Source organism: Allosphingosinicella sp. (assembly GCF_059502505.1).
Genome location: NZ_JCACEU010000012.1, coordinates 21,086 through 44,824, shown reverse-complemented (window position 1 = coordinate 44,824; position 23,739 = coordinate 21,086). Strand labels below are relative to the sequence as shown.

31 protein-coding genes are annotated in these 23,739 nt (G+C 67.8%); 4 read left to right on the top strand and 27 right to left on the bottom strand.

Translation table 11 applies throughout. From position 1 onward, the window contains the following. Positions 1-2: 2 nt before the first annotated feature. The 12 genes from AC5JBD_RS00685 to AC5JBD_RS00630 form a co-directional block, all read right to left on the bottom strand. Complete coding sequence (locus AC5JBD_RS00685) at positions 3-542, bottom strand: superoxide dismutase family protein (RefSeq protein WP_495719830.1); 540 nt, start codon at positions 540-542, stop codon at positions 3-5. Between the two features lie 58 nt (positions 543-600). After that, positions 601-1,917, bottom strand: a complete 1,317-nt coding sequence (locus AC5JBD_RS00680; RefSeq protein WP_495719829.1) for a UDP-glucose dehydrogenase family protein — start codon at positions 1,915-1,917, stop codon at positions 601-603. A 193-nt stretch (positions 1,918-2,110) separates the two neighbouring features. Continuing rightward, positions 2,111-3,220 (bottom strand): OmpA family protein, encoded by a 1,110-nt coding sequence (locus AC5JBD_RS00675; RefSeq protein ID WP_495719828.1) that lies wholly within the window; start codon positions 3,218-3,220, stop codon positions 2,111-2,113. Positions 3,221-3,416: 196 nt separating this feature from the next. Further along, on the bottom strand, positions 3,417-3,914 hold the full coding sequence (locus tag AC5JBD_RS00670) for a DUF2793 domain-containing protein (RefSeq protein WP_495719827.1): 498 nt from the start codon (positions 3,912-3,914) through the stop codon (positions 3,417-3,419). A 12-nt stretch (positions 3,915-3,926) separates the two neighbouring features. Further along, on the bottom strand, positions 3,927-6,089 hold the full coding sequence (locus AC5JBD_RS00665) for a phage tail protein (RefSeq protein ID WP_495719826.1): 2,163 nt from the start codon (positions 6,087-6,089) through the stop codon (positions 3,927-3,929). Further along, positions 6,089-6,541 (bottom strand): C40 family peptidase, encoded by a 453-nt coding sequence (locus AC5JBD_RS00660; protein WP_495719825.1) that lies wholly within the window; start codon positions 6,539-6,541, stop codon positions 6,089-6,091. The genes AC5JBD_RS00665 and AC5JBD_RS00660 overlap by 1 nt, the downstream gene beginning before the upstream one ends. 12 nt (positions 6,542-6,553) lie before the next feature. Next, complete coding sequence (locus tag AC5JBD_RS00655; protein WP_495719824.1) at positions 6,554-7,372, bottom strand: phage/gene transfer agent baseplate hub protein; 819 nt, start codon at positions 7,370-7,372, stop codon at positions 6,554-6,556. After that, positions 7,372-9,630, bottom strand: a complete 2,259-nt coding sequence (locus AC5JBD_RS00650) for a phage distal tail protein, Rcc01695 family (protein ID WP_495719823.1) — start codon at positions 9,628-9,630, stop codon at positions 7,372-7,374. The genes AC5JBD_RS00655 and AC5JBD_RS00650 overlap by 1 nt, the downstream gene beginning before the upstream one ends. A gap of 12 nt (positions 9,631-9,642) precedes the next feature. Further along, positions 9,643-10,194: a tail tape measure protein gene (locus tag AC5JBD_RS00645; protein ID WP_495719822.1), complete on the bottom strand. Its 552-nt coding sequence runs from the start codon at positions 10,192-10,194 to the stop codon at positions 9,643-9,645. Continuing rightward, the gene (locus AC5JBD_RS00640) at positions 10,187-10,378 is read right to left on the bottom strand and encodes a phage tail assembly chaperone (RefSeq protein ID WP_495719821.1); all 192 of its coding nucleotides are present in this window, start codon (positions 10,376-10,378) and stop codon (positions 10,187-10,189) included. Before AC5JBD_RS00640 ends, AC5JBD_RS00645 begins: the two co-directional genes overlap by 8 nt. Further along, positions 10,371-10,673: a gene transfer agent family protein gene (locus tag AC5JBD_RS00635; protein WP_495719820.1), complete on the bottom strand. Its 303-nt coding sequence runs from the start codon at positions 10,671-10,673 to the stop codon at positions 10,371-10,373. Before AC5JBD_RS00635 ends, AC5JBD_RS00640 begins: the two co-directional genes overlap by 8 nt. Continuing rightward, a complete protein-coding gene (locus AC5JBD_RS00630) occupies positions 10,670-11,077 on the bottom strand; it encodes a phage tail tube protein (protein WP_495719819.1) in 408 nt (135 codons plus the stop codon). Before AC5JBD_RS00630 ends, AC5JBD_RS00635 begins: the two co-directional genes overlap by 4 nt. A gap of 45 nt (positions 11,078-11,122) precedes the next feature. Between AC5JBD_RS00630 and AC5JBD_RS00625 the strand changes: the two genes are divergently transcribed. After that, complete coding sequence (locus AC5JBD_RS00625; protein WP_495719818.1) at positions 11,123-11,458, top strand: hypothetical protein; 336 nt, start codon at positions 11,123-11,125, stop codon at positions 11,456-11,458. On the opposite strand, the gene gp17 is transcribed toward AC5JBD_RS00625, so the two are convergent. From gp17 to AC5JBD_RS00570, 11 genes are all read right to left on the bottom strand, one after another. After that, positions 11,455-11,835: a tail completion protein gp17 gene (gene gp17, locus AC5JBD_RS00620; protein WP_495719817.1), complete on the bottom strand. Its 381-nt coding sequence runs from the start codon at positions 11,833-11,835 to the stop codon at positions 11,455-11,457. The genes AC5JBD_RS00625 and gp17 overlap by 4 nt on opposite strands. Then, the gene (locus AC5JBD_RS00615; RefSeq protein WP_495719816.1) at positions 11,832-12,029 is read right to left on the bottom strand and encodes a hypothetical protein; all 198 of its coding nucleotides are present in this window, start codon (positions 12,027-12,029) and stop codon (positions 11,832-11,834) included. Before AC5JBD_RS00615 ends, gp17 begins: the two co-directional genes overlap by 4 nt. A gap of 7 nt (positions 12,030-12,036) precedes the next feature. Beyond that, the gene (locus AC5JBD_RS00610) at positions 12,037-12,600 is read right to left on the bottom strand and encodes a head-tail connector protein (protein WP_495719815.1); all 564 of its coding nucleotides are present in this window, start codon (positions 12,598-12,600) and stop codon (positions 12,037-12,039) included. A gap of 19 nt (positions 12,601-12,619) precedes the next feature. Then, the gene (locus tag AC5JBD_RS00605) at positions 12,620-13,705 is read right to left on the bottom strand and encodes a hypothetical protein (RefSeq protein WP_495719814.1); all 1,086 of its coding nucleotides are present in this window, start codon (positions 13,703-13,705) and stop codon (positions 12,620-12,622) included. Between the two features lie 63 nt (positions 13,706-13,768). Next, on the bottom strand, positions 13,769-14,455 hold the full coding sequence (locus AC5JBD_RS00600) for a hypothetical protein (protein ID WP_495719813.1): 687 nt from the start codon (positions 14,453-14,455) through the stop codon (positions 13,769-13,771). Further along, positions 14,455-14,721, bottom strand: coding sequence for a spike base protein, RCAP_Rcc01079 family (locus tag AC5JBD_RS00595; protein ID WP_495719812.1), 267 nt, complete (start codon positions 14,719-14,721; stop codon positions 14,455-14,457). The genes AC5JBD_RS00600 and AC5JBD_RS00595 overlap by 1 nt, the downstream gene beginning before the upstream one ends. A 94-nt stretch (positions 14,722-14,815) precedes the next feature. Next, complete coding sequence (locus AC5JBD_RS00590) at positions 14,816-15,940, bottom strand: phage major capsid protein (protein WP_495719811.1); 1,125 nt, start codon at positions 15,938-15,940, stop codon at positions 14,816-14,818. Positions 15,941-16,044: 104 nt separating this feature from the next. Further along, positions 16,045-16,380: a DMT family protein gene (locus AC5JBD_RS00585; RefSeq protein ID WP_495719810.1), complete on the bottom strand. Its 336-nt coding sequence runs from the start codon at positions 16,378-16,380 to the stop codon at positions 16,045-16,047. 7 nt (positions 16,381-16,387) lie between these two features. Beyond that, positions 16,388-16,777: an HK97 family phage prohead protease gene (locus tag AC5JBD_RS00580; RefSeq protein WP_495719809.1), complete on the bottom strand. Its 390-nt coding sequence runs from the start codon at positions 16,775-16,777 to the stop codon at positions 16,388-16,390. Next, the gene (locus AC5JBD_RS00575) at positions 16,774-17,088 is read right to left on the bottom strand and encodes a DUF6127 family protein (protein WP_495719808.1); all 315 of its coding nucleotides are present in this window, start codon (positions 17,086-17,088) and stop codon (positions 16,774-16,776) included. Before AC5JBD_RS00575 ends, AC5JBD_RS00580 begins: the two co-directional genes overlap by 4 nt. Continuing rightward, positions 17,085-18,227, bottom strand: coding sequence for a phage portal protein (locus AC5JBD_RS00570; protein ID WP_495719807.1), 1,143 nt, complete (start codon positions 18,225-18,227; stop codon positions 17,085-17,087). Before AC5JBD_RS00570 ends, AC5JBD_RS00575 begins: the two co-directional genes overlap by 4 nt. Positions 18,228-18,589: 362 nt before the next feature. On the opposite strand from AC5JBD_RS00570, the gene AC5JBD_RS00565 reads away from it, so the two are divergent. Together AC5JBD_RS00565 and AC5JBD_RS00560 are read left to right on the top strand one after the other, a co-directional pair. Then, complete coding sequence (locus AC5JBD_RS00565) at positions 18,590-19,156, top strand: fasciclin domain-containing protein (protein WP_495719806.1); 567 nt, start codon at positions 18,590-18,592, stop codon at positions 19,154-19,156. A gap of 413 nt (positions 19,157-19,569) precedes the next feature. Next, positions 19,570-19,977, top strand: a complete 408-nt coding sequence (locus tag AC5JBD_RS00560; RefSeq protein ID WP_495719805.1) for a hypothetical protein — start codon at positions 19,570-19,572, stop codon at positions 19,975-19,977. Here the strand turns inward: AC5JBD_RS00560 and AC5JBD_RS00555 are convergent. From AC5JBD_RS00555 to AC5JBD_RS00545, 3 genes are all read right to left on the bottom strand, one after another. After that, the gene (locus AC5JBD_RS00555) at positions 19,968-20,327 is read right to left on the bottom strand and encodes a VOC family protein (protein ID WP_495719804.1); all 360 of its coding nucleotides are present in this window, start codon (positions 20,325-20,327) and stop codon (positions 19,968-19,970) included. The two genes, AC5JBD_RS00560 and AC5JBD_RS00555, sit on opposite strands and share 10 nt — an antisense overlap. Before the next feature lie 94 nt (positions 20,328-20,421). Continuing rightward, positions 20,422-21,789 carry a DNA-packaging protein gene (locus tag AC5JBD_RS00550; protein ID WP_495719803.1) on the bottom strand — a complete coding sequence of 456 codons (1,368 nt, stop codon included), beginning with the start codon at positions 21,787-21,789 and terminating at the stop codon, positions 20,422-20,424. Beyond that, the gene (locus AC5JBD_RS00545; RefSeq protein ID WP_495719802.1) at positions 21,786-22,283 is read right to left on the bottom strand and encodes a hypothetical protein; all 498 of its coding nucleotides are present in this window, start codon (positions 22,281-22,283) and stop codon (positions 21,786-21,788) included. Before AC5JBD_RS00545 ends, AC5JBD_RS00550 begins: the two co-directional genes overlap by 4 nt. 262 nt (positions 22,284-22,545) lie before the next feature. Between AC5JBD_RS00545 and AC5JBD_RS00540 the strand changes: the two genes are divergently transcribed. Beyond that, positions 22,546-22,968, top strand: a complete 423-nt coding sequence (locus AC5JBD_RS00540; RefSeq protein WP_495719801.1) for an SET domain-containing protein — start codon at positions 22,546-22,548, stop codon at positions 22,966-22,968. Between the two features lie 7 nt (positions 22,969-22,975). Here AC5JBD_RS00540 and AC5JBD_RS00535 read toward each other — a convergent pair whose 3' ends face one another. Beyond that, entirely contained in the window at positions 22,976-23,599 is a 624-nt protein-coding gene (locus tag AC5JBD_RS00535; protein ID WP_495719800.1) for a PilZ domain-containing protein, read from the bottom strand. Between the last annotated feature and the right edge of the window lie 140 nt (positions 23,600-23,739).

Genomic DNA, 23,739 nt, shown 5'->3' with positions numbered 1-23,739 from the left:
CCCTATCTGAAGACGCCGCACGCCATTCGTCCGCCCGCATTGCCGGAGGGATCGGTGCGATAGTCATCCGCCTGGGCATGGATCACGACCGCTGCCCCGTCCGCGTCGAGCATCGGCATTGCTCCGCCCGCCACCCAAGCGCCCGGGATCACATATTCGAAGCTTCCGCGGCCATCCGTCCCCACCGAAAGGTTCGGCAAATCGCCTTTGTGCATGCCTGCCGGGTTGTTGCGCCCATGCTGCTGCCCCGTCGGGTTCCAGTGTGGCCCGGCACTCGCGAAATCCGGAGGCGTGCAGACGCCGGTCGTATGGACATGCGCCGCATAGGTGCCTTGCGACATCCCCATCGCTTCGACGCGCACTCTGATGCTGTCACCCATCTGGGTCGCCGTAGCGCGAGCACCGAGAGTGCCCGCCGCAGTCCGCGCCTCGGCTGTCGCCGTGCTCATGACGGGCTCGCCGGCCGGCGCAACCGAACCATCCGACATATTGCAGCCGGCCGCGGCTGCCGCAGCCAGGCTGCCGATCAGGAACCGCTTCATAATTCTTCTCCTCTCAACCCGCTGAACGAACGAGCCGGAGGCGAAACAGTTGCGCCCGTCAGTCGCCCCGCGGCGCCCGGCCGATGCCAAACCAGCGCAGCCCTGCCTCTTCCACATCCTCAGGGGGATAGACGTTGCGCAGATCGACGAGGATCGGCTGGCTCATCGTGGCCGCCAGACGGCGAAGATCGAGCGCGCGCAGCACGTCCCATTCGGTCACCAGCACGACCGCATCCGCGCCCTCCGCGGCTTTGTAGGGATCCTCGAAATAATCGACGTCGCGCATCATCGACTTGGCTTGGTCGACCCCCTCCGGGTCATAGCCGCGCACGTCGGCGCCTGCGTCCTGCAGGGCCTGGACGATGCTCAGCGACGGGGCGTCACGCATATCATCGGTATTCGGTTTGAAGGTTAGGCCGAGCAGGGTGACGATCTTGCCCCGCGCCTCGCCTCCGAGCGCCTGGATCACCTTGCGGCCCATCGCGCGCTTGCGCTGATCGTTCACGGCGACGACGGACTCCACGATGCGCAGCGGTGCCTGATAGTCTTCCGCGGTCTTCAGCAGCGCGACGGTGTCCTTGGGGAAGCACGACCCGCCATAGCCGGGACCTGCGTGCAGAAACTTGGGACCGATCCGATTATCGAGGCCGATGCCCCGGGCCACGTCCTGCACGTCGGCGCCCACTGCCTCGCACAGATCGGCCATTTCGTTGATGAACGTGATCTTGGTCGCGAGGAAGGCGTTCGCTGCATATTTGATCAGCTCGGCCGTGCGGCGGCTGGTGACGACAAGCGGCGCCTTGTTGAGATAGAGCGGGCGGTAGACCTCCCGCATGATCTCGGCAGCCTCGTCCTCGTCGGTTCCGACGACGATGCGGTCCGGGCGCTTGAAATCTTCGATCGCCGCCCCTTCACGCAAGAATTCGGGGTTGGAGACGACCCATGCCCGGGCATTGGGAGCGGTCTCGCGGATGATCCGTTCGACCTCGTCGCCGGTGCCGACCGGAACCGTCGACTTGGTGACGACGACCGCCGGCTTCTTCAGCGCCCGCGCAATCTCCTCTGTGGCGCCGAACACATAGCTGAGATCGGCATGCCCGTCGCCACGGCGCGACGGCGTGCCCACCGCAATGAAGATGGCGTCGGCTTCCGCTACGCCCTCGGCCAGATCGGTCGTGAATGCGAGGCGGCCGCCGCGCACGTTGCGCTCGACCAGCTGGTCGAGCCCAGGCTCGAAGATCGGCATCATGCCGCGGCACAGAGCGTCGATCTTCGATGCGTCCTTGTCGACGCAGGTGACGTGATGGCCAAAGTCGGAGAAGCAGGCTCCGGAAACCAGCCCGACATAGCCGGTTCCGATCATCGCGATGCGCATGGAACGTCCCTGAAGAGGAAAAGTCACGCCCGCTTATCAAAGCTCTCAGGCGCATAATAGGGGATTTGGCAGCTCGGCGTCCCGCGTTCGTCCAAAGCGGGCGGGCTGCCGACCATAAAGGAAAAGAGCCGGCCCTTTCGGACCGGCTCCTTCCATTTCAGCTCGATCGAAGACGAACTTCGATCGAAGGCCCTTACATGCCCGAACCCGGACCGAAGGTGATTTCCACGCGCCGGTTCTGCGGCTCGCGGACACCGTCGGCGGTCTCGACCAGCGGACGGCTCTCGCCGAACGCTTCGGTCGTCATCGCGCCATCCGACACGCCGCGACCGGCGAGGTAGGACCGCACTGCGTCGGCACGACGCTGCGACAGACCCACGTTGTACTGCGCCGAACCCGAGCGGTCCGCGTGGCCGGCGAGCACGACCTGCGCCGAACCGGTCTGCTGGTAGGCAGCGGCGGCGTTGTCGAGGATCGCGGCAGCCTGCGGCGTGATGTCCGAACGATCCCAATCGAAGAAGACGATGAAGGGACCCTGCGGCACCACCGGAGGCGGCGGCGGCGGAGGCGGAGGCGGAGGCGGCGGCGGGGGAGGCGGCGGCGGCGGCGGCGGCGGCGGCGGCGGCTCGGCGCCACCGAAGTTGAAGATCACACCGCCGAGAAGGCTGTGCGACCGCAGCCGCGAATTGCTGTCGCCACCGTTGAACGCTTCCATGCCGACATCGTCGACGTTGAAGAAGCGATACTTCAGCTGGACGTCGACATTGTCGCTGATCGCCTGCCGAACGCCGGCGATCACCTGCCACGCGAAGCGGCTGTCGCTGTCGTTGAGGAAGGGAGGCTGGTTGTCGAACACGCGCGCATTGTCGAACTCGACGCGGGCGATGCCGACGCCGCCGCCGACGAAGCCGCTGACGCCTTCATCATCGCCGAAGTCGAGCATGCCGTTCAGCATGAAGCTCAGGGCGTTGGTGTTGCCGCCGGCGATGTTGTCGGTGGTGAAGTTCGCGCCCTGACCCGGCAGGCGAACCTGCGTCTGGACACGGTCGAGGTCAGCCTTCTTGTAGGAGACTTCACCTTCCACACGGAACGCGCCGAAATCGTAACCGGCGAAGATCGATCCGTCATAACCATATTCATGATCGATCGTCAGTGCGTCTTCGGTGGTTCCAATATCGACGTCGATGTCCTCGACGATCATCGGACCAAATTCGCCACCGACATACCAGGCGCCGTCACGGGCCAGTGCCGGGGTCGCGAGCATGGTGGATGACAGCGCCACTGCAATGGCGAGCTTCCGCATAAATCTTCCCCTTTCTTATGCGTCCCAACGGGGACGACCTTGAACTCATTACGGTAAGCGGAGTTTCCGCGCAAGCACGCTTATCCCCACAAATGTTGCCGAAAAGCCTCAGTTTAAGGTGAACACCAAGGCCCCCCAGCAGACAGCCGCTCAAAGCTTGCGACCCGCATTGGTTTCAGGAGAAGACCAAAAAAGTTCAATCGATCAAGCCGTGTGACTTTAGTGCCACAGTGATTGCGTCGATCGCCGCACGCGCTTCGATGTCAATTATCGTTCCTCCAGAAGGACTTGGCACGTCCGGCTGGCGGACGCCGACGACCTGCTGGCCCCCGATCTCGATCGTCGCGACCGCCATCTCGCCGCCGTTCCAGCCGCTTCCCGTCCAGCGCCTCGAAAACCCCGCCGCCTTATCCCAGACGTGCATTCCGGCTCGGGGCGCGACGAACCGCCAGCCGCCGCTGGTCCACGCAGCGATATGGCCGTCTTTTCCCGACCATGCGCCGGTCGCTTCCGCCGCAACCAGCCAGCACGCGCCATCCGCCGGAGCGCTAGGCGGGGCGGCGAGCGGCCCCTCTTCCACCGCCGCATGCAGGGCCGCGTCGATCAAGGCCAGCGCCTCGTTGTGGAAGACCTCCTTCTGCGCCTGCCCCGGCTGGATCAGGGGCAGGTGGAACCTCGCGCTGCTCTCGCTCATCTTCGTCTCCGCTCAGATCTGGATCGTCATCATTGCCGGGCGGGACGGACCATGCGTGCCGAGCTGGACGACCAGCACCTCGACAGCCCCGGACGCACCGTCGGCCACCTGTTCGGCAAGCGAATAAAGATAGTCCGCCGTGCCCGTTTCGAGGGTCCGAGTGAACCCGCCGCCGGCGATCTCCAGCCGGTAGGCCTCCCGCTCCTCGCCCAGCGGCGTGTCGCTGCCGCTCAGCCAGGACCAGCCCCTGCGGCTCCGCCGCACCCAGCTCAGCGCGAGATCGCCGCTCGCGCGTCGCTCCGCCCTGAGATGAACCGGCGCGGGCGGCCGCTGCGCTTCGCCGGCGAGGATCAGGTCCGCTGCCGCGCCATCCTCATCCTCGCGCCCGAGGGCGAGCAGCCGTACGGCGCCGCCAACCACCCCCGCCGGAGGCTCAATTACTGCCAGTGCATCGCGCTCGATCAGCAGGAACGGCTCGCCAGCCTGGTGCATCGTCGCCGCATGTTCGGTGCCCATCCGACCCCTCAGCAGCCGGGAGAGCCGAAAACGTCCGGCTCCGATTGGCTCGACCTGGCCGAATTGCACGAGCTCGCTGCCGATCAGCGCCAAATTCGCGCCGCCGACGAGAGCATCGTCGCTGCGCCCTTCGAGCCACATCGCTTCATTGAGCAGCTCGACCTCGAGGCTCGCTCTATCGTCGAACAATGCCGAACCACCCGGTGCTAACATGTCCACCGCCGTTCCCATCACCGCCGGAGCCGCCGTCGAGCCCGCAGCAGTCCAGCTTGCGCCGCCATCGTAGCTCACCAGCAGGTCTGCGCGCCGCCATCCGCTCTCCGCGCCGGCGGCAGCGACGAAGAGCTGCGGCCGCTCCGGCGCATCGTCCCGGTAGAGCGGCAGGTCGAGCAGCATCACGGAGGTCGGACCATGGCGGAGGTCCGGCTCCGCCACGGGCCGCCCGGGCTCAGATGCCGCGATCGGCATGCCGCCCGGCACGCGCGCGAGTTCAAGCTCGACCACCATATGCTGCAGCGTCCAGCGCGCGATCCTCCAGAGCCCGGGCTCGCCCTCGATCCGCACCAATGCGCCTGGACGCAGCGCGCTCCGCCGCCAATGAAGCCGGATGGTGCCGCCCACTCGCGCTGCCCAAAGTGTCGCGAGGCGATGTTCGGCAAAGCTCTTGGCTACGTCGGATCCGATCGCCGCCGGCAGCGCCCTGCGGTAGGTCCGTTGCATCGGACCCCCACGCGAAGCCCGCTGCAGCCCGGTCTGGTAGTCGCGCGCCGGCTCATAATAGGCGATCGTCACTTCGCCGGCGATGCTTCCCGCCGGCCGCCGCACGAACTCGCTTCGCTTACCTCCCGCGCCAAGTTCGGCCGACCCGAGCTCCAGTCCCGCCCCCTCCGTCGTCGTCATGACGAGCCTCTCGCCATCGTCGATCAGTGACAGCGGCACGACATCGCTCAGCGCCTCGATCGCAGCGCGCACGCTGTCGCCGCTCGCCGCATATCCGCCGACCGACGGCGTCTCGCCTGCGGCGACCGCGCCTGCGCTCAGTTCCTGTGCGAGGTCGCCGATGACGACCGTCCCCGCGTCGGCGACAACTTCGAACGTCAGCGACGGAATTCGATTCCCGAAGTCCGCCAGCTCAAGATCCTCGAACATGGCATAGCCCGTGCCGCGGTAAGCCGGGCTGTTTCCCTGTCCTTCGGCTGCGGCGATCAGCGGATCGACCGGCTGGTCCTCCTCCCCGCGATAGAGTCGAAACTTGGTGGGGCTCTTGAAGTCACCCGCCGCGCCGCGGAGCAGCTTGCCGTCCGCCCAGATCCGCCGCACCGCCACGATAGGCCGGCCGGACAGCGCCACCGCGAAGGATGCCGAATAGCTGTAGTCGACGCTCTTCGGCTGCCCCTTGCCCCCGCCTGAGGTGGAGCGCCTTTCCTTCAGGTCGGTCGACCAGATCACCGTCCCCGCCACTCTCATCGTGCCGAACAGCTTCGGGATAGCCGTCCCGTAGGAGGAGGTCTGGACCGCCAGCTCGCCGAGCCGGGGCCCTTGCCGCGGCTTGGGGCCGAACAAAGATGCGTCGATCGCCTGCCCGACCGTCGATCCGATCACGGCGCCGATCGGTCCGCCGACAGCGCTGCCGACAGCCTGGAGAACGATGGTCGCCATCAGTGCACCATCCGGCTGTCGCCCACCAGCTCGGGAGCGAACGGATCCTCCGCCGCGACCATGGGATGGCGCCAGGCGGACAGGACGGGCCAGGGCACGTCCCCCGGGACTTCCGCCACTTTGCGAGGGCGCATGTCGGCATGAACATAGCCGTCGCCGGTGAGGATCACGACGTGCAGGCCGGTCGGGCCGGTTCTCACGAGCAGCATGTCGCCCGCAGCCGCCGCGACGGGTGCAATGCGGATGAACCCGGCGTCCCCGATCTCATGGTCGACCCGGCCCGGGTCGTTCGAATCGAGGCTATAGTCCCGACGGACCTTCTCCTTCGCCACGCCCATCGCCATCGCCGCCACTCCTAGGCAGTCCAGTCCCAGCTCCGCCGACCGTCCCTGCGGCCGGAATCGAACACCGATCAGCGCCCGCGCCCGGGCGACGATCTCTCTTCTCGTCATGTCGTTTGGCTTTCAGGCGCCTGGATAACGGGTCAGCAGGTCCATGCCGGGCAGATGCGGCTCGCCTCGGAAGTTCAGCGCGTTCGCGAACCTCGAGCGGCAGGTGGCGAACGCCCGATCGCAGCCCTCATGCAGCTCGACAAGGTCGCCGACAGCAGCCGCGAAATGAGGCGGCTCGCGCAGCGTCAACAGCGCGCCGGCCGATTTCAGCACGGCTCTCTCCAGCCCGCTGTTCGCACCCGAGATCCAGCGCAGCCGGCCATAGCCATAAGCGTTCGCCTCGCCCGCGAAGCTCGCAACCTCAAGCTGGTCCTCGTGGGGCACCGTCACGATCCGCGTCACCCGCACTCGTGCCCCCATGTCGACCCTGCATCTCTTGTCGCCAAGTTCGGCCCGGCATTCCGGCGAGGTCTGCTCGACCACCGCCCGCTCCAGCATCGCCGTCGGTCCGCGCAGCTCGGCTTGAAACGCGCTTCCCTTCACCGCCACTTCGCCGAGCTCCCCGCGCGCCAAATGGAGCCGCTCGCCCTCGGGATCGGCCCAGTCCACCATGAAGATCGTCACCGCCGCGCCGTCCCAGCGCCCCGCCTTGAGGTCCTCGTCGCTGATCGCATCACTGGTGAGCGCACCGGCCACGTCCAGCGTGTCCGGCTCGAACCGGTCCGACAATGTGATCGCAGAGGGGAGCATGCCGGGCGCGGCGCGATAGGCGAGGCCGTCGATGTGCAGCTCCCGGTCGTGCGTCGTGAAGCCGATCGCCACCCCGTCGCGCCGCTCGACACGCCAGCAGAAAGCGATCGTGGTGAGATCGGGCTCCAGGAAGGCCGCCATCACTCCCTCACCTCGATCAGCGGCACGCTCGCCGCCTCGCCTGCCTGGAACGTCGCGCGGCTGAGCATGAGCCGGTCCTCGGCGAAGCGCACGGGAACGTCGAAGCTGTAACTCGCCCGCACCTCGGCGCCGTCCGGCAGCGCCTCTTCGAACCGGATCAGCCCCTTGTCGTGCAGGGTCCAGCCGCTCACCCGCTCCACCCCATCCAGGAAAAGCCGAACGCTCCCCGCTACCGGTCGCGTGATCCGCCGCACCTGCGAGCCATAGCGCTTCACCAGCGGATATTCGGTGCGGACGCCATCGCCTGCGCCCAGCAGCTGGTCCTCCGCTTCATGATCGAACGGATCTTCGAAGCGGAATGCGATGGCAGCCCCGCGCCGCGCCCGAAAGAAGCCGATCAGCTCCTGAAGCTCGGCCTCGCCCCTGACTCCGGGACCGGCGTCGAAGCGCAGCCGCGCATCGACCCATTCGCTGTTCCTTTGCTCGGCGCCGTTCGCCGTCGCCACCACCGCCGTGGAGAAAGCCGGCTCGACGCTCGCCTCCCGCCCGATCGCGATCGGAAACCGCACGTCCTCGAAAGCTTCCACCGCCGTCTCCCCTATCTCGAACCAGGTGAACCCGTCCCGCAGCACCTGCGGCAGCGCCCAGACGAACGTCTCGCTCGCCCCGCGCGCGAAGGCGGCCTCTGCCGCTGCCGCGATCAGGGTCCATTGCGCCTTGTCCTCCGGCCGCAGCACGAAGCCGGCGAAATAATGCTGGTCCTCGGCTGGATAGCCGAGCCGGGCCGCCATCGCCTCCGCCGCACCCGCGGTCGCGCCGCCGCGCCCACCGGTCACCCAGTCATAATCCTCAAGCTGGAGTATATCGAAAGCCGGCGACGCCCATACTGCGGGCACGTTGGCGCGCCTGACCTCCGCGCCCTCCAGCACCGTCGGCAGATAGACCAGCAGCAGCGTCTCGGCGTCCGGCGCTTCCACCTTCACCGCTGCGCAAAGCGCCCCTGTGGATCCCGCGAGCACCGCGCCGGCCGCATCGAGCGTCGCCGTCTGCGTCTCATCAAGCGCCGCCCTCACGTCGGCGATCGGCACCGGCGCAAACGTCGCCACCGCTGCATCGTCATAGAGCGCGATCCGCCCGTCCGCCGCCACCCACCACCACGGCTCGCCGACCTGAAACCTCACCGCCAGTCCCGCATCCCGCGCGATCGCGGCAAAGGCCCGCGCGACGTCCTGAAGATAAGCCATTGCCTCCCCGTTCGCCGGCGACAGCAAGGCCGAAGCCGGCACCCAGCCGGTCAGCGCCGGCGTGCCGTCCGCGAACCTCTGCTTCCACGCCTCCGGGCAATGCTGGTCGAGCAGCTCGTAGGAGAGCGACAGGATCAGCTCATATCCGAGCGCCTTCGCCCGCTCCGCGAAATCCCGGTGCCAGGCCGCGCAGGGTCCGTTCAGCACCGCCGTGCCCGAGCCCGTCACCTCCAAATCCAACCCGAGCCGGAAATAGTGGCTCATCCCGACATAATGGTTGATCGGCCTGCGATAGCCGAGCTGCAGCACGTTCCGGAGCAGCCGCGCCGGCGTCAGGTGATAGAGATCGTCATATCCGGTGGCGATCCGCAGCCGGTGCTCGGGCATGATCGCGTCGCCGAGCGACAGCACCGATCCCGCCCCGTCGCAGGCGATCTCGCTGATCTCCGCCCACCCCTCCGCCGCCTCCGCCAGCGGCGCGTCCGTGCGCGTGAAGCCCGGCGGCACCAGCGAGATGAACATCCGGTCGACGTCCCCGGCCCAGACCGGATCCGCCTCCTCGGGCAGCAGGAACCCGCCGTCCAGGTTCCCGAAGTCGAGATCGACCACCGCATCCTCCGGCGTCCCCTCGGCATAGTTCCACAGCCGCACGAACCAGCTCCGCGGGCTGCCGGCGGCGTCCCGGCCCTCGATCGTCAGCGTCGGCCCGTCCACCGCGTCGAGCGGCTTCAGTCTCGCGCTTCGCCAGCGGAACCGCAACCGGCAGGTCCGGAAATCGCGCGCCGTCTCGTAGCGCAGCAGCGGGTGGTCGAACCGGTCCTCCGCCTCCCAGATCAGCCCCGCCAGATCGTCCTGCCGGTAGAAGGCCGCGTCGACCCTCAGCGCGTTCGGCCCGGTCGTCACCACGCTCGCCATCATCGGCCGCGGGAAATTGACGGTCCAATAGCGCGCGTCGAACCGCTTCAGATGCCCGAGTGTCTTCGCCGCGCCGGCAGGCGCCAGCCAATGTGCCATTGGTTCCGATCCTCAGCTGTCGACGCGCATCAGCGCGGTGCGGACGGCACGCGCCACCTGCCGGCTCGACGCCGCCAGCGCCTGCGGCTCCGATCCGAGCGCATTGACGGTAATGCTCATCCTGATGTCACGCGTGCCCCGCGCGCCCGTCTCCACCCGCCCGCTCGACGTCGGCACGAACAGCTCCGGTCCACGCTCGCCAACCACATAGGCGCGCCCTGGCGCCACCGGCCCGCCCGTCGCCCGGCCCGGCAGGCCGAGCAGCGCACCCAGCGCCTGCCCCGCCACGCCGATCAGCCCGCCAGCCGAGCCGCCGCCTCCAGTCCGAATCGATGCCGCCGTAATCTCGCCGAGCACCGACAGCGCCACCCGCTTCAGGTCCTCGAACCCCAGCGAGCCGGTCCTCACCGCCCGCAGCAGCGCACCTTCGATCGCCCGCCCCGCCCGATCGACGCCGGCGGCAAGCGACCCTTCCAGGCTCGCCCGCATCTCCGCCACGTCGCGCGCGAACGCGCCGGTGTCGGCGCGCACGCTCACGACAAGCCGCTCGATCTCCTCATCCATCCGGAAACATCCTCATCAAGCGCTCGAGGTCGCCGGCGGAGGCGCTCTCGCTCTCCCCCGCCAGTGCCCCGAGCACGGCCGCCAGCTCGGCCGGCGTCGCCTTCCAGAATTCCTCAGGCCGCCACCCGAGCAAGGCGCCGGCAAGCCCCGCCATGCGCGATGCGGCTGCCGCGAACTCAGCCACGGCCCTGCAGGATCTGCATCAACAGCAGCTTCAGCACCGGCGTCGCCTTAGCGAGCCCGCCCTCCGCCACCGCTGCGCCGACCCGCTTCCGCGGAAAGCGCCCGTCGGAGCAATGCCAGAACAAGGCGATCATCTCGGCGAGCTTCAGCCCGCCGGATGCCGCCCGTTCGACCAGCGCGAACAGCGGCCCCAGCTCCTCTTCCGCCGCCACCAGCGCCTCGAAGCTCGGCCGCAGCACCAGGGTCTCACCCGCAACCAGGAGCGCCGCCTCCCCGCGCGCCGGATTTGCGCTCACAGCGACGCCACCGGCCCGGAGCTTTCCAGGCTCAAAGTATAGTTGCGCTCGCCATTATAGTCGCCGCTATAGTCGAGCCGCGTCACCAGGAACCGGCCCTGCATCCGCTCTCCGCTCTCGAAGCTCAGCTCGTAATCGTCGATCGCGCCGCCGAGCGCATTGGCCTTGAGCCGCACTTCCGCCGTCGATCCAGTGAAGATGCCGCTTCCCGCCACCGTCACCGATCGCACGCCCGCCCCGGACAGCAGCTCGCGCCAGCCGCCGGAATCCTTGGAAGTAATGTTCACCGCCTCGCCATTGATCGACAATTGCGTGGTGCGTAGCCCCGCAACTGTCCCATAGACGGGCGGGCTCGCGCCATTGCCGATCTTCAGGAGAAAGGCGCTACCCTTTTCTGCGCTCATATTATAAGCTCCTCAGTCTCAACAGTTTGTAAGTGGGAGAACGGGATGTTTTCACTTGCACTGATCGCCGCGCTTGCAGCTGCCGGCGGCGCCGACGGCATGACTCAGCCCCGCAAGGCCTATGAGCAATGCCTGCAGAAGCTGCATGAAAGCGAAATCGCCGCGAAGGCCGAGGCCACGAAGTTCGACGCGGCCATGTCGACCGACTGCGCCGCCCAGGAGACGGCGCTGAAGAGCGCGATCGTTGCCCACTATGTCGGCATGAAGACGCCGCGTAAGGAGGCCGAGCAATCGGCGGTCGACTGGGTCGTCGACCTCCAGGAAGGCGCCAAGGAACGCTACCGCAGCACCCTTGCCGCCCACACCCCGCCGTCGAGCTAGAGCGCCAGCAACCGCGCCCTGAATTCGACGAGGCCGATCCAGCCACTTTGACGATCCCTCGCCACGCGGCTGGAGAGGAAGCGCATCGTCACCAGCTGCCAGCCGGCGACCGCTGACAGACTGCTCAACACGGCCTCCACATCGGCCATCAGCCGTCGCAACCGCCCCGGCCTCTCGCCCTCGTCCTTTAACGTGACCGCCAGCCGCACCTCCCGGCCGGCGCCGCTATTATGTCCCCAATCCGTCTCCGGTCCCGCTTCGACGACCGCATAGCGCACGACCGCCTGGAGCGGCTGCCCTTCGTGGACCGTGCCAAGCTCCGCCACGCCCTGCAGCGCCGCGATCGCTGCCGCCTGCAGCTCCACGCCAGCGCTCATGACCGCCTCGCCAGCAGCGCGCGCAGCAGCGGATCGGTCACGTAGCGCCGCATCAATCCCCGTCCGAAGAGCACGACCGCGTCGCCTGCGGCTTCGCCGGACACGCCCGGCGGCAGTTGTCCCTTCAGATCGCTCTCGATCTCCCGCACCTTCGCCTCCGCCCGCTCCGCGGCAGCCCGTGTAGCCCGCTCCATCAGCCGCTCAAACATGCGCCAGCCTTTCGACGGGGCCGAGCCCCAGTCGCCGCCACGGCCGCCACAGGGCGGTCACCGCCGCGGGCGGCCCCGCCCCGCCGTCTAGGCTGCGATGGGTGTAGAGATGCGCCGTCAGCCGCACGATCCCCTGCCGGAGCGGCTCCGGCAATGCGGCCCAGTCGGCCGCCATGCCGGCTTCGAACCGCACCCGCGCGCGCCGTGCGTCGCCTGGCGACGTGATCCGCACCCAGCCGCCGCCGGCCGCATCGATGTCGATTTCATAAGTCCCTGCTGCCAGCGCGTCCGAGCTGCCGTCCACGCCGATGCTGTCGACGCCCATGATCGACCCGACGGGGAGCGCCCTCAGCCGCTGCCAGCCTGTCCGCGCCGGCACTGTCTCCGCGCCCTCGCGCACGACCAGCCATTGGCCGAGGAACGCCTCGCACAGCGCCGCCGCGCTCCCCGCGAGCCGCTCCAGCAGCGCGTCCTCATAACTCCCCTCGATGCGCAGATACGCCTTGGCCTCTGCGACCGCCTGGCCAAGCGCCGGCGGCTCCAACACTGATGTCATCCTGTCCGTCCTTGGCTGCTCAGAAGGGCAGCGGATCGAGGTTGGTGGGGAGGCCGAGGCCCCATGTGTCGTTCACCGCCGGCGCCTCGGCATGGCCGCGGTTGAACCCGTCGAGATAATCGCCCGGTGTGCCGGTATAGAGGTCGTAGGCCGGCCGCACGCCGTCCACCCGTCCCTCCGGGCCGAGATCCACCGGCGTCCCGTCCGCTTTCCAGAACTTGCGCCGCTCGGTCGCCTGCGCGAAGTCGAAATAGCGGTTGTCGATCCACTCCCGCCGGATCGCGGCCCTCAATTCGGCCGCGACACCGGTCGAGCCCCAGCTCGGCTTGGTGGCGCCGAGATCGATCGATCCGGTGCCGACCACGATCGTAGGCGAGGCCGGCTTCAGGTCGACGTCTCCCGTTCCGGCGGTCCAGCCCCACATCCGCGCCGCGCCGCTTCCGGCAAGGTCGCAGGAGAAGGCGAACCAGCACAGGCCGGCGGCGCTGTTGAACAGCGGCCCGGTCGAGGTCCAGTTGATCGCGACCGCCCCCGCGCTGTCCTCGATCCTCACCACTATCCGGTGCGCGGCATTGCGCTGCACGAGCACCGCCAGGCCATCCATCGCGAACACTTGGTTGACCAGGCCGTCCTCGAGGAAGCGCGCGTTCAGCACGAAGCTGAATGCCGGCCCGTCCACCCAGGGCGAGGCGCTGCCGATCATCATCGGGGTGCGCCGCGACCCGACCGTCGTATGCGGATCCCGCACGAGGGTGCAGCCGACCGGCGCCGTCGCCGCAGCGCCGACCACGCTGGGCTTCACCCGGATGGTCTGGCTGTGCGTGACGACATTGCCGCTCGTGTCGCGACCGGTCGCCTCGATCTCGAGATATAGGATCCGGTCCATTCCGCCCGGCTCGGCCGCCGTCCGCACCAGCTCAGCGACCTTGTTCGATCCTGCCTTCATCCGGATCGTGAACAGCCCCGGCTGCACCGGATCATCGGCGCTGATCGCGACGGAGGTGACGAAGCCCTCCATATAAACCTCGATCGTCGCGCCTGCCGCCAGGTCGAACGGCACGTCCGGTATCTGCTGCCGCCGCACATAGACGCTTCGATGCAGCATCGCCTCGACGACCGGCTGCAGCGCCGCCGCGATCCTAGGCTGCGCCCGCCAGTTGGGATGGTTCTAATCCGCGGCCGCGCTCTGGAACATCAGCCCCGGCGCCTGCATCCCGGCCACCTGAATGCTCTGGGCATCGCTCCCGTCGCCGTCATCCAGTCCCATGAAGTCGAAGTTGAGCGGATGCACGAAGCGCCGCTTGGTCCGCCAGTAATTGCGGGCAATCCGCTGCTGTCGAAGGATGCTCCCATGGGCAGTGCCTGCGGCGATTCCCACTCCTGCATAGGGGATGGCGAGCGTGATCAGGTCATTCGAGCTGTCCGCGATGATCGCATCCACTCCGGCGATGGCGTTGGCGTCGCCGGTTGCATCACCGACGTCGTTCCGCCCCGGCCAGAGCAGCTTGATATCGCCTTTGCGCGATGGATCGGCGGCCGTGATCTCCAGCCAGTCGTCCTTGATGGTGCCGGTCCGGGCACCGCCATAACCGCAGCGAACGACGATCTCCGACGCCGCACCGCTCCCGCCCGGCGCCGTCGAATGCGCGAAGCCGAGCGCGCCGGCGAGTTGGAGCGTCCAGTCGTCCCCCGGCACAGGCGAGCCCGCGCCGTTCCGCGAGATGATCGCCTCGTTGCAAGCCGTCCAGCTGTCGCCGATCGGCGACACACGCGTCGTCTCGGGAATCGGCGCGGGCGCCGGAGACGTCTCCGCCCGCCGCTGCACCGCCGGGGAGCCGGGTGTCAGCCGCAGCATCAGAACAAGGCCACGATATCGGCCGCGCTCGTCCCCGTCGCACGGACGAACTGCGCCCGCACCAGCAGGTACGATCCCGACGCCACATTCTTGAACTCGACGTCCCTGCCGCCGCCGGCACCGCGCAACGTCACCGTCCCGCCGGTGCCAACGTAAAGCGCCTTCGGCACCTCCGGCAGCGCATCGACATCATGCGGCACCACCGCCGCCGCCCGCGTCGCGGGCCCCGACACGCTGTCGGAAAAACCCTCAAACTGATCCGCCATCATCGTCTCCGAGCAAAAGAAAACGCCGCGCCGGAGGAAGCCGGCGCGGCGCAAAAGCCCCTCCCCTTCAGGGGATGGGTTGGGGAGGGGCTTCTCAGGCCGAGAATTTCATCAGCTTGATCGCCTCGCTGTTGGAGACCTGCCCGCCGACCCGCTTCGTCGCGTAGAAATGCACGAACGGCTTGTGCGTGTAGGGATCCCTCAGAATCTGCGTCTCCGTCCGCTCCGCGATCAGATAGCCTGCCCTGAAGTTGCCGAACGCGATCGACAGCGAGTCTGCCGCTACATCGGGCATGTCCTCAGCCTCGACCACCGGATAGCCGAGCAACGTATCCGGCTGCCCCGCCACCAGCCCCGGCTGCCACAGAAACGCCCCGTCCGCCGTCTTGAACTTGCGGATCCGCGCCGCCGTCGCCGAATTCATCACGAACACGGCGCCCTGCCGATACGGCGGCCGCAATGCCTGGACGAGGTCAATCAGCCGGTCCTGCGGGTTCGACGCCGCGAACCCGCCGGCCGCGCCCGACGTCACAAACTGCAGCGTCCCGAATGGACGCGCGCCGTCCGCCGCCGCACTGGTGGGCGCCGCCAGGAACCCCTTCGGCCGGTTGACGCCCGAGCCGGCGACGAACGCCGCTCCTTCCGCCCGCGCGAACTCTGTCGCGATCTCGCTCGCCAGCCAGCTCTCCACGTCGAACGCCGCATCGTCGAGCATCGCCTGGCTCGCCGCCGGATTGGCATAGAGCTCGCCGAATGGCGGCGCGATCTCGGCGAAGACCGGCGTGTCCGTCTCCGGCCGCCCCGCATCCTCCGCGACCCAGCCCGAAGGCGTCCCGCCGGTCGTCACCAGCTTGCGGTAGCCGGCCGATCCCACCTTCACGACATTGGCGATCGCCCGGATCGGCGAGATCGCTGTGAGCGCCCGGTCAATCTGCGCGTCGATTTCCTCCGGCACTGCAAAGCCCCCCGCCGCCTCCGAGGTGCCGACCATCGCCTTCAGCTCGACCCCGCTCTCGATCCCCTTCCTGAGATAGCTCTCGACGAACGCCGACTTCCGCTCGGTCCCCCCGCTCAGCGCCGGCCGCCCGGCGGCCACCGCCTGCGCATCCATCCGGCTCTTCAGCTGCGCCATCTCCTCCCGAAGCTGCGCCACCTCCTCATCCTGCCGCTCCAGCGCCTCGAACGACGCCTCCAACGCATCCTGCTTCACTTCAAACATGCCCGTCTCTCCCGTTGATTTCAGACACACCAAACCGTCATCCCGGACTTGATCCGGGATCCACCTTCTTCCTTTGATGAAATCGCGGCCTCAGCCGCGCGCGCTCATTTCCCCGCGAACAGGAAGGCCACCGCCGCCATGAGGCAGGCGAACGCGCCCAGATGCCGCCAGCCGAGCGGCTCGCCCAGCACCAGCACCATGAACCCGCCGAACGCGATAAGCGCGATCGCCTCCTGCGCCACCTTCAGCTGCGCCCCGCTCCACCCGCCCGCATAGCCGATCCGATTGGCCGGCACCGCGAAGCAATATTCGACGAGCGCGATCCCCCAGCTCACCGCGATCACGATCAGCAGCGGCTTCGACATCCCGTATTTGAGGTGCCAATACCAGGCGATCGTCATGAATATGTTCGAGAGGGCGAGCAGCAGGATGGTCGGCATTCCCCTGCTATACCGTCTCGCTCAGCGCATGCACTCGTGCCTTCGGCTGCATCGGGAATGTCACCAGGCTCACCTCGACCAGCTCAAGGTCCAGGAGCTCCCGCGGCGCCTCCCCCTTCGCCTCCCGCACCCGGTAGCCGAAGCTCAAACCCCTCACCGCCCCCTCCTTCAGCAGGGCCGCCGCGCGCGCATCGACAAGCCGCCCGATCACCCTCAGGCCCCTCTTATCCTCGCGCAGGTATTCGATCCGCCCGATCGGCCGCCCCGCCTCATGCTGCCAGAGCAGGGGCACGCGCCCGCCACCCCGCTCGAGGCTGCGCGCAAAGGCGCCGCCCCGCACCACGTCACCGCCCCGGTCCGGGCGGTCGAACACCGCCGCATAGCCGGCGAACCTCATGGCAGCAGGTCCGTCAGGCCGAGCTTCACCGCCATGCCGACCAGCAGGGCCGCCAGCCCCACCCGAACGACCCATGTCACCACCGCCTTCCACGCGCTGCGTTTCGCGTCCCGCCACGCCCGCAGCAGTTCGCGCAGTTCGTCCATGTCCCGCCGCGCGCTCTCGTCCCTGAGGCCGAGCGCGCCCAGCGCCCGCTCCGCTCCCACCTCGCTCGCCTCCTCGATCAGCGCGCGCAGCGTGACGAGGTCCGCCCCCTGCCCCTCGGCCTGCGCGACGAGCAGCGCCAGCATCGACGCATTCGGATTGGTCATGACGCGGTCTCCAGACCGAGAGTGCGGCTGAACCCCAGCATCTCCCGTTTCTCCTCGGCGCTCAGGAAATCGGCCCCGCTCACCTGCGCCCACAGCCGCTCCCGGTCCTCCGCCAGCGCCGTCACCTGGTCGACGTCGATCCTGAGGCGCACCCCCGGCCACCAGGCCCCCAGCGCGGTCGAGAGCTCGCCGAGGATCTTCTCCGCCAGCGGCAGGATCGTCAGCCGCCACAAGGCCCGGTTCGCCTCCCGGTAATTGGCGTAGGTCGCATCGCCCGGCAGCCCGAGCAGCATCGGCGGCACCCCAAAGGCGAGCGCGATCTCCCGCGCCGCCGCCGCCTTCAGCCCGACGAAATCCATGTCTGCAGGCGACAGGCTCATCGCCTGCCACCGCATGCCGCCCTCGAGCAGCATCGGCCGCCCGGCATTGGCGCTGCCCATGAAGCTCGCCTCCAGGTCCGCCGTCAGCCGCTCATATTGCTCCGGCGACAGCGTCGCCCCGTCCTCGGGCGCATAGACCAAAGCTCCGGAGGGCCGCGCCGCATTGTCGAGCAGCGCCTTGTTCCACCGCGTCGCCGCATTGTGGATCGCCACCGCCCCCGCCGCGGCGCCGAGGCAGCCGAGGCCATAATGGTCGTCGAGTGGATGCATCGCCTCGAGGTGCACCAGCGACGGCCGCCCGAGCCCGTCCCGGGCGGCCAGCCGCGTCTTGGTCTCGCCCGCCTTGTAGACATAGGCCGCCGGCCACCCGCTCGCGTCCGCTTCTACCGTCACTCGCTCCGGCCGCAACGCGAACAGCTCCGCCGGCACCCCGTCCGCGTCGCAGAGGATCTGCACGAACGCATTGCCATGCAGCAGCAGCTGCGCCGCTACCGTCTCCAGCAATGAAGTCTTGATCAGGGAGACTGCCCGCCCTGATCGTGTGGAGGCGCTGCCCTCCTTCTCTTCCTCATAGATTGCGGCCGAGGCCATCCCTTCGGCCACCAGCCGCACCGCCCGCTGCGCGACCGCGTTGCCGAGATACGCCTCCCGCACCTGCGCCTCGTAGCTGCGCGGCAGCTCGGCCCCCGCCGCCGCCCACCCGCGCATCAGAAAAGGCCGCGCGGCAACCCGCCCGGCCTTGCGCCCGAACCATTTCATCAGCCTCTCCAGATTGTGCCGGCAGGAGCGGAAGCGGGCACTTGGCGGCCCCGACTCGCAATTCTCCAGCCTGACTACTTAGTGCCATAACAGCGTCACGCTGTCAAGATGTTTTTACCTATATGGATTGTATCAAGCGGCCGTCGACCGTTCGCCGCGCGACCACTCCACGTCCACGCTCGGCCAATTCGAGCAAATAGACTTTAAGTGCAGAAGCTTAGCACCTCGCCCCCATCTTTACTCACCCAAGTCAGCAAGAAAATATCCTTGTAGAATAAGCCCCTGCTGTTCTCACCACTGCAAAGAGACTACGGAAGTAGGCGCAGTCGACTCAGCGCTGCTCAATCTGGGGGATTGGAACCATGCTTAGTCTCACCAAAAAGTCTGCTATCGCCATTGCTTGTGCCGCCCTCTTGAGCTCGGGCGCCTTCGCCTTGGGCGAAAAGAAGAATCCGGATGTCGGCGGCGCCGCCATGTATCCGACCAAGACGATCGTCGAGAATGCGGTCAATTCGAAGGATCACACTACCCTCGTCGCCGCGGTCAAGGCGGCCGGTCTGGTCGACACCTTGAATGGCGGCGGCCCCTTCACCGTCTTCGCGCCGACCAACGCAGCCTTCACCAAGCTTCCCGCCGGCACCGTCGACACCCTGCTCAAGCCCGAGAACAAGGGCATGCTGACCAAGGCGCTCACCTATCACGTCGTCCCGGGCCGCCTGACCGCGACCGAGATCGGCGCCAAGATCAAGGCCGGCGGCGGCAAGGCCGAGCTCACCACGGTCGAGGGCCAGAAGCTCACCGCCTGGATGGACGGCGACGCTCTCATCCTCACCGACGCGAACGGCGGCAAGTCGAAGGTGACGATCGCCAACGTGATGCAGTCGAACGGCGTCATCCACGTCGTCGACGCCGTCCTGCTCGGCAAGTAAGCGCACGAACGCCCGCTCCTCTGGTCGGGGAGCGGGCGCTCTTTTCCTTGGGTCTTCCGAAACCGCATGGACGCCCCGGCCGAGCCTTCGCCTTGTGCGACGGTCGGTCGGAACGCATTCACTGCATGGCCCTGATCCAATCGCCACGCACCGCCCCAGCGACGGGATCGGCAAGGTGATCGACCGGCATGGTGCATCCGCGACGAGCGCCGACGCCTCGGCGATCAAGCTGCACGCCTCCTGGGCGCTGGCATCTCTTCCCCGGGTTGGGGGCGGACCTTTCGTCTTGGTGAGCCGAGCTATGCGACGGGTCTGAAAGAGCGGACGATGTTGACCATCCCATCTCTCGTCCGCACCCTTTCGTAAGAGACCGTGCCTTGCGCTGGCGGGTCTCCCTCACTGGGGACGATGCCGTGCTCCAGTGGATCGATGAGCCCGAACGGGATGTGCTCGTCGGCTATCGCGTTCTCATCGTCGATCCGCAGCACCAGATCGACCAACTCAACCGCGGCACCTCTGACCGGAACGAGCCTGAAAACGACCGCCCGGCACTCGCCGATCCGCCACGTGCTCATGCCCTGGATGACGTCCCGATCGGTTTCGCAAATATTCGAGCTTCCGACCTGGTGGATGACACCACGAGCCTGGCGCAGCTCGCCACCGTCCGGAGCACCGAACCCTTTGGGACTCGGCGCGCAGCTGGCGGCCAAAGCACCAATGACCAGGATCGAGCGCCGCACCGGACTATGATCGCTGCTGGCTGCGATGTCCGCAACGGCCGGAAACCGGCGGCCCCGGGAAGTCTGTGCGCTCAGGCGTAATAGGTGATCTCGAACCGCATCCCGTCGGGATCCTTCATGAACAGCGCCCAGCTATTGCCGAGCCGCTGCAGCGCCGGCACCTCGAACCCCCCGGCCTGCATTGCTTGGGCCACCGCCTCCACCGCCTCCTTGGAGGGCGCGGTGAAGCCGAGATGGTTGAGGCCGATGCCGTAGCGGCGATACCTTTCGCCCGGCTCCGTCGCTTCCTTGAAGTCGAAATAGACGCCGTCACCATTGCCCCACACATGGTCGCGGCTCTTCTCGAAGCCGAGCGCGGACAGCAAAGTCTCATAATAAGGAAGCGAGGCTTCAAGGCTGCCCACAAGCAGCACGATATGGTCGAGCTTCATAGGAGCAGGCTTAACCGGCCAGGAACCGCCGCGGCAAGGACGCTTCCCGAGTTCCTGACGGCGCAAACATCCGCAACCGGTCGAAAGCAGCCCCTCACAGCACCCGGATCCGCGGCTCCGCTCGCGCCTTGCCCAGCATCAGCTCGCTCAGCGCCCACACCATCGCGTCGGCCCGGTCCGGCGAGCGGCCCGGCCCCTCATAGCCCCCGCCGGTCATCATGCCGCACAGCTCATCCTCCAGCTCCGGAAAAGCGCCGGCGAATTTCGCCCGCCCCTGCTCGAACAGGATCACCACCGGCTCGGCGCGCTCGCTTTTGCCGTAGCGGGCGCGGACCGGCCGCACCGGCAGCGCCGCATCGACCGTGCGCAGCACGCTCTCCACCATCTCGCCGCCCTGGTTGTTCTCCACCACCACCCGCTCTGCGCCCCAGGCTTCCGCCGTCGCCGCCACTCGCCGCGCCCAACCTTCGGGGGACAATCCGCCGGCGCTGCGATCCGCCAGCACGTAGGCAAGGCCGTCCGCCCCGAGCCCGCAGACCACGATCCCGCATTTATCCCCGGTGGCAGAAGCGGGCGGATCGACCCCGACGACGACGCGCCTCAAATCCTCCCCGGCACCCGCAGGGTGTTGTAGGAGCCCCCGTGCAGGAACGCGGCAGTCCTCGATCAGGCTGCGCGTCCACAGCGCCCCTTCGACATCCTCGATCAGCTCGCCGTCCAGCTCCTGCCGCCCGATCCGCGTGCCGCCATAGGTCGCGAGCATCGCATCGAGGAACGCCGTCGGCAGCGTCACATTATCGTCGGTCCGCCCCCGCGTCGTCACCGTCCGCGGCTCCGCGTCGATCCGCTTCAGCAGCGGGCCTGCCCGTCCGCCCCGCGGCGTCGTCGTCACCAGCACCCGCGGCCGCGTGCCCGCCCTCAGCGTCATCTGCAGATTGTCCCAAGTCTCCTCGGCGCGCGTCCATTTGGCTAGCTCGTCGCACCAGGCGAAATGATGCTGCGGCCCGCGCAGCCGCTCCGGCGCCTCGGCCGAAAAGATCTCGGCCACGCTCCCGCCGGGCCAGGTCAGCCGTCCGAGGCTCGGCTCCCACGCCGGCCGCCGCCCGATCCCCGCACCCACGGCCAGCAGCCCGCTCTCGCCTTCCACCATCACCCGCCGCACGTCGAGCTCTGTGGCGCCGACCAGCGCGATCCGCACCGGGCGGCCGCGCTGGGTCGCCAGCCGGCTGATCCATTCCACCCCGGCCCGCGTCTTGCCGTAGCCGCGCCCGGCCATCATCAGCCAGGTTCGCCAGCCCTCCTCCTCGGGCTCGATCTGGCTGTCATGCGCCCAGCTCTCGAAGTCGGCGTCGTAGCGCAGCAAGTCCGCCGGCGTCATCTTCGCGAAAAAGGCGCGCACCACTTCCGGCGGCTGGTCGATGAGCATCATGGTCTGCCGCCGCAGCTCTGCGATCCGGCTCATCCCCGTCCTGCCTCTTTCTGCACCCGGATGCGCAGCCGCTCGATCCGCTGCGCCAGCCGCTCGCGCACCTCCTCGATATCCTCCGCGTCATGCACCTGCTCCGCCTCAGCGGCCGTCGCCCGGTGCAGCCGCAGCAGCTGCAGCGCGATCGCGTTCGGATATTCGTGGGTCTTGTCGACGCTGCCGTCGGCGCGGGTTCGGGTTGTCACCGTCCCATTCATCATCCGCTCGAGCGTCATCAGCTCGAGCCGCCCATACGCCTCCCGCACCGCCTCCGCCCAGCCGGCCCGAAAAGCGGCATTCTTGCGCCGGTGCTCGTAGGCGCAGGTGTCGCTCACCCGCGCCGACCGGCACGCGGCGCTCACGTTGCAGGTCGCCGCCAGCGCCGCCAGGAAGCGGTCCTGCTTCGCCTTGGTGAATGCCTTCCGCGCCGGCTTCCTCAACCGCGGCACCTTGCCTCCAGCCAGCTCCAGCCCCTTCTCCGTCTTCGCCATCGCTCGACCCCGCCAGCAAAAAGGCCGGCGCGCCTCGCGGCACCCGGCCTCATCTTTCTCCACCCGCTGGCGACGCCGGGCCAATCACCCGACTCGCAATTCGCCAGCCTGGTCTCCTGGTGCCATATCAGCATCACGCTGTCAAGATGTTTTCACCGTATCGGTTCTTTTCTGGAAGCCATCCGAACATGGTATCAACCCGCGGGAGACATTTCCCCGCAAGAGCGTTGCGCCCTCACCTGAACCACCGAGGTATCCGAAGATGATGCTCGTGCCGACCTACGTCGCTCCTTCGCCGATCGAGGGCGTGGGCGTGTTCGCCGCCGAGCCGATCCCCTCGGGAACACGGATCTGGCAGCTCGCACCGGGCCTCGACCGTCTCATCCACGTCAGCGAAATCGAAACGCTGCCGCCGCTCTTCCAGGCGTTCGTCGAGCGCTATTCCTATCCCTATCCGCACGATACCGACCAGCTCATCGTCGAGCTCGACAACGGCCGCTTCATGAATCACTCGCAGACGCCCAACACGGTCTTCTCGGATCCCGATGCCGGCTACACGATCCGCGACATCGCCCAGGGCGAGGAACTGCTCTGCAACTATGCCGAGTTCGACCCGAGCTTCGAGATCCTGCCCGGCCGCCTTTTCGTCGAGCCGCGCAAGCGCGCCGGCTCCGCGCATCACTGAGCGAAGCTCAGGACCTTAGCAGCCGCTTCCTCAATTCCTGCATCCCCACCTTCTCGGCGGCGTCGACGCGGTCGTCGGCAGTCAGCACCCGCGCGAGGTGGCCGAGGATCTGGCTAGCAAGGTCGAAGTCCTGGAACGTCCGACCATGGCGGTGCACGATCAGCGGGTTGGCGACCAGCTCGTTGCCGATATTCTGGATGAGCCGCTGCACATAGGCCAGCTCCTCGCCCACACGGCGCGGCAGCAGCGCCTCGGGATCCTCCTGCGAGGCGGGCTTGGGCATCAGCGACGACGGCAGCGGCGCCGGCTCCGAACCGGCCTCGGCCGGCTTTGCCGCGGCCGCCGGGACACCGGCCCATTCGGCCACGACGATCGGACCGTCGAACCTCACGCCGCACCGTCCGGCCCGCGACCACATCACTTCCGCGCCGACCTCCTGGCTGCCGCGCTGGAGGATCAGGGTCGACCCGACCTCCGGCAGCACGTCGCCCTCCACCAGCGCGCCTGTCTCCGAGATGTTGCGGATGCGCACGTTCATCGCCAGGCCGCGGCCCAGCAAGATCGCGGCGAGCATCACCCGGGAACGGTGCTTCGCGTTCCTCTTGTCCTGATCGAGCTGGTCCTGCTCCACTTTCCCTCACCCTGCGGGGTCCCCCGACCCGCGACAGTGATAGCGCAGCCATAGTTAACGCTTGGATGACGCTCCTGCGAAACCGGCACCGGGCGCCGGACCTGCGAGATGAAATTCAAGGTTGAGGAACAACTAACATG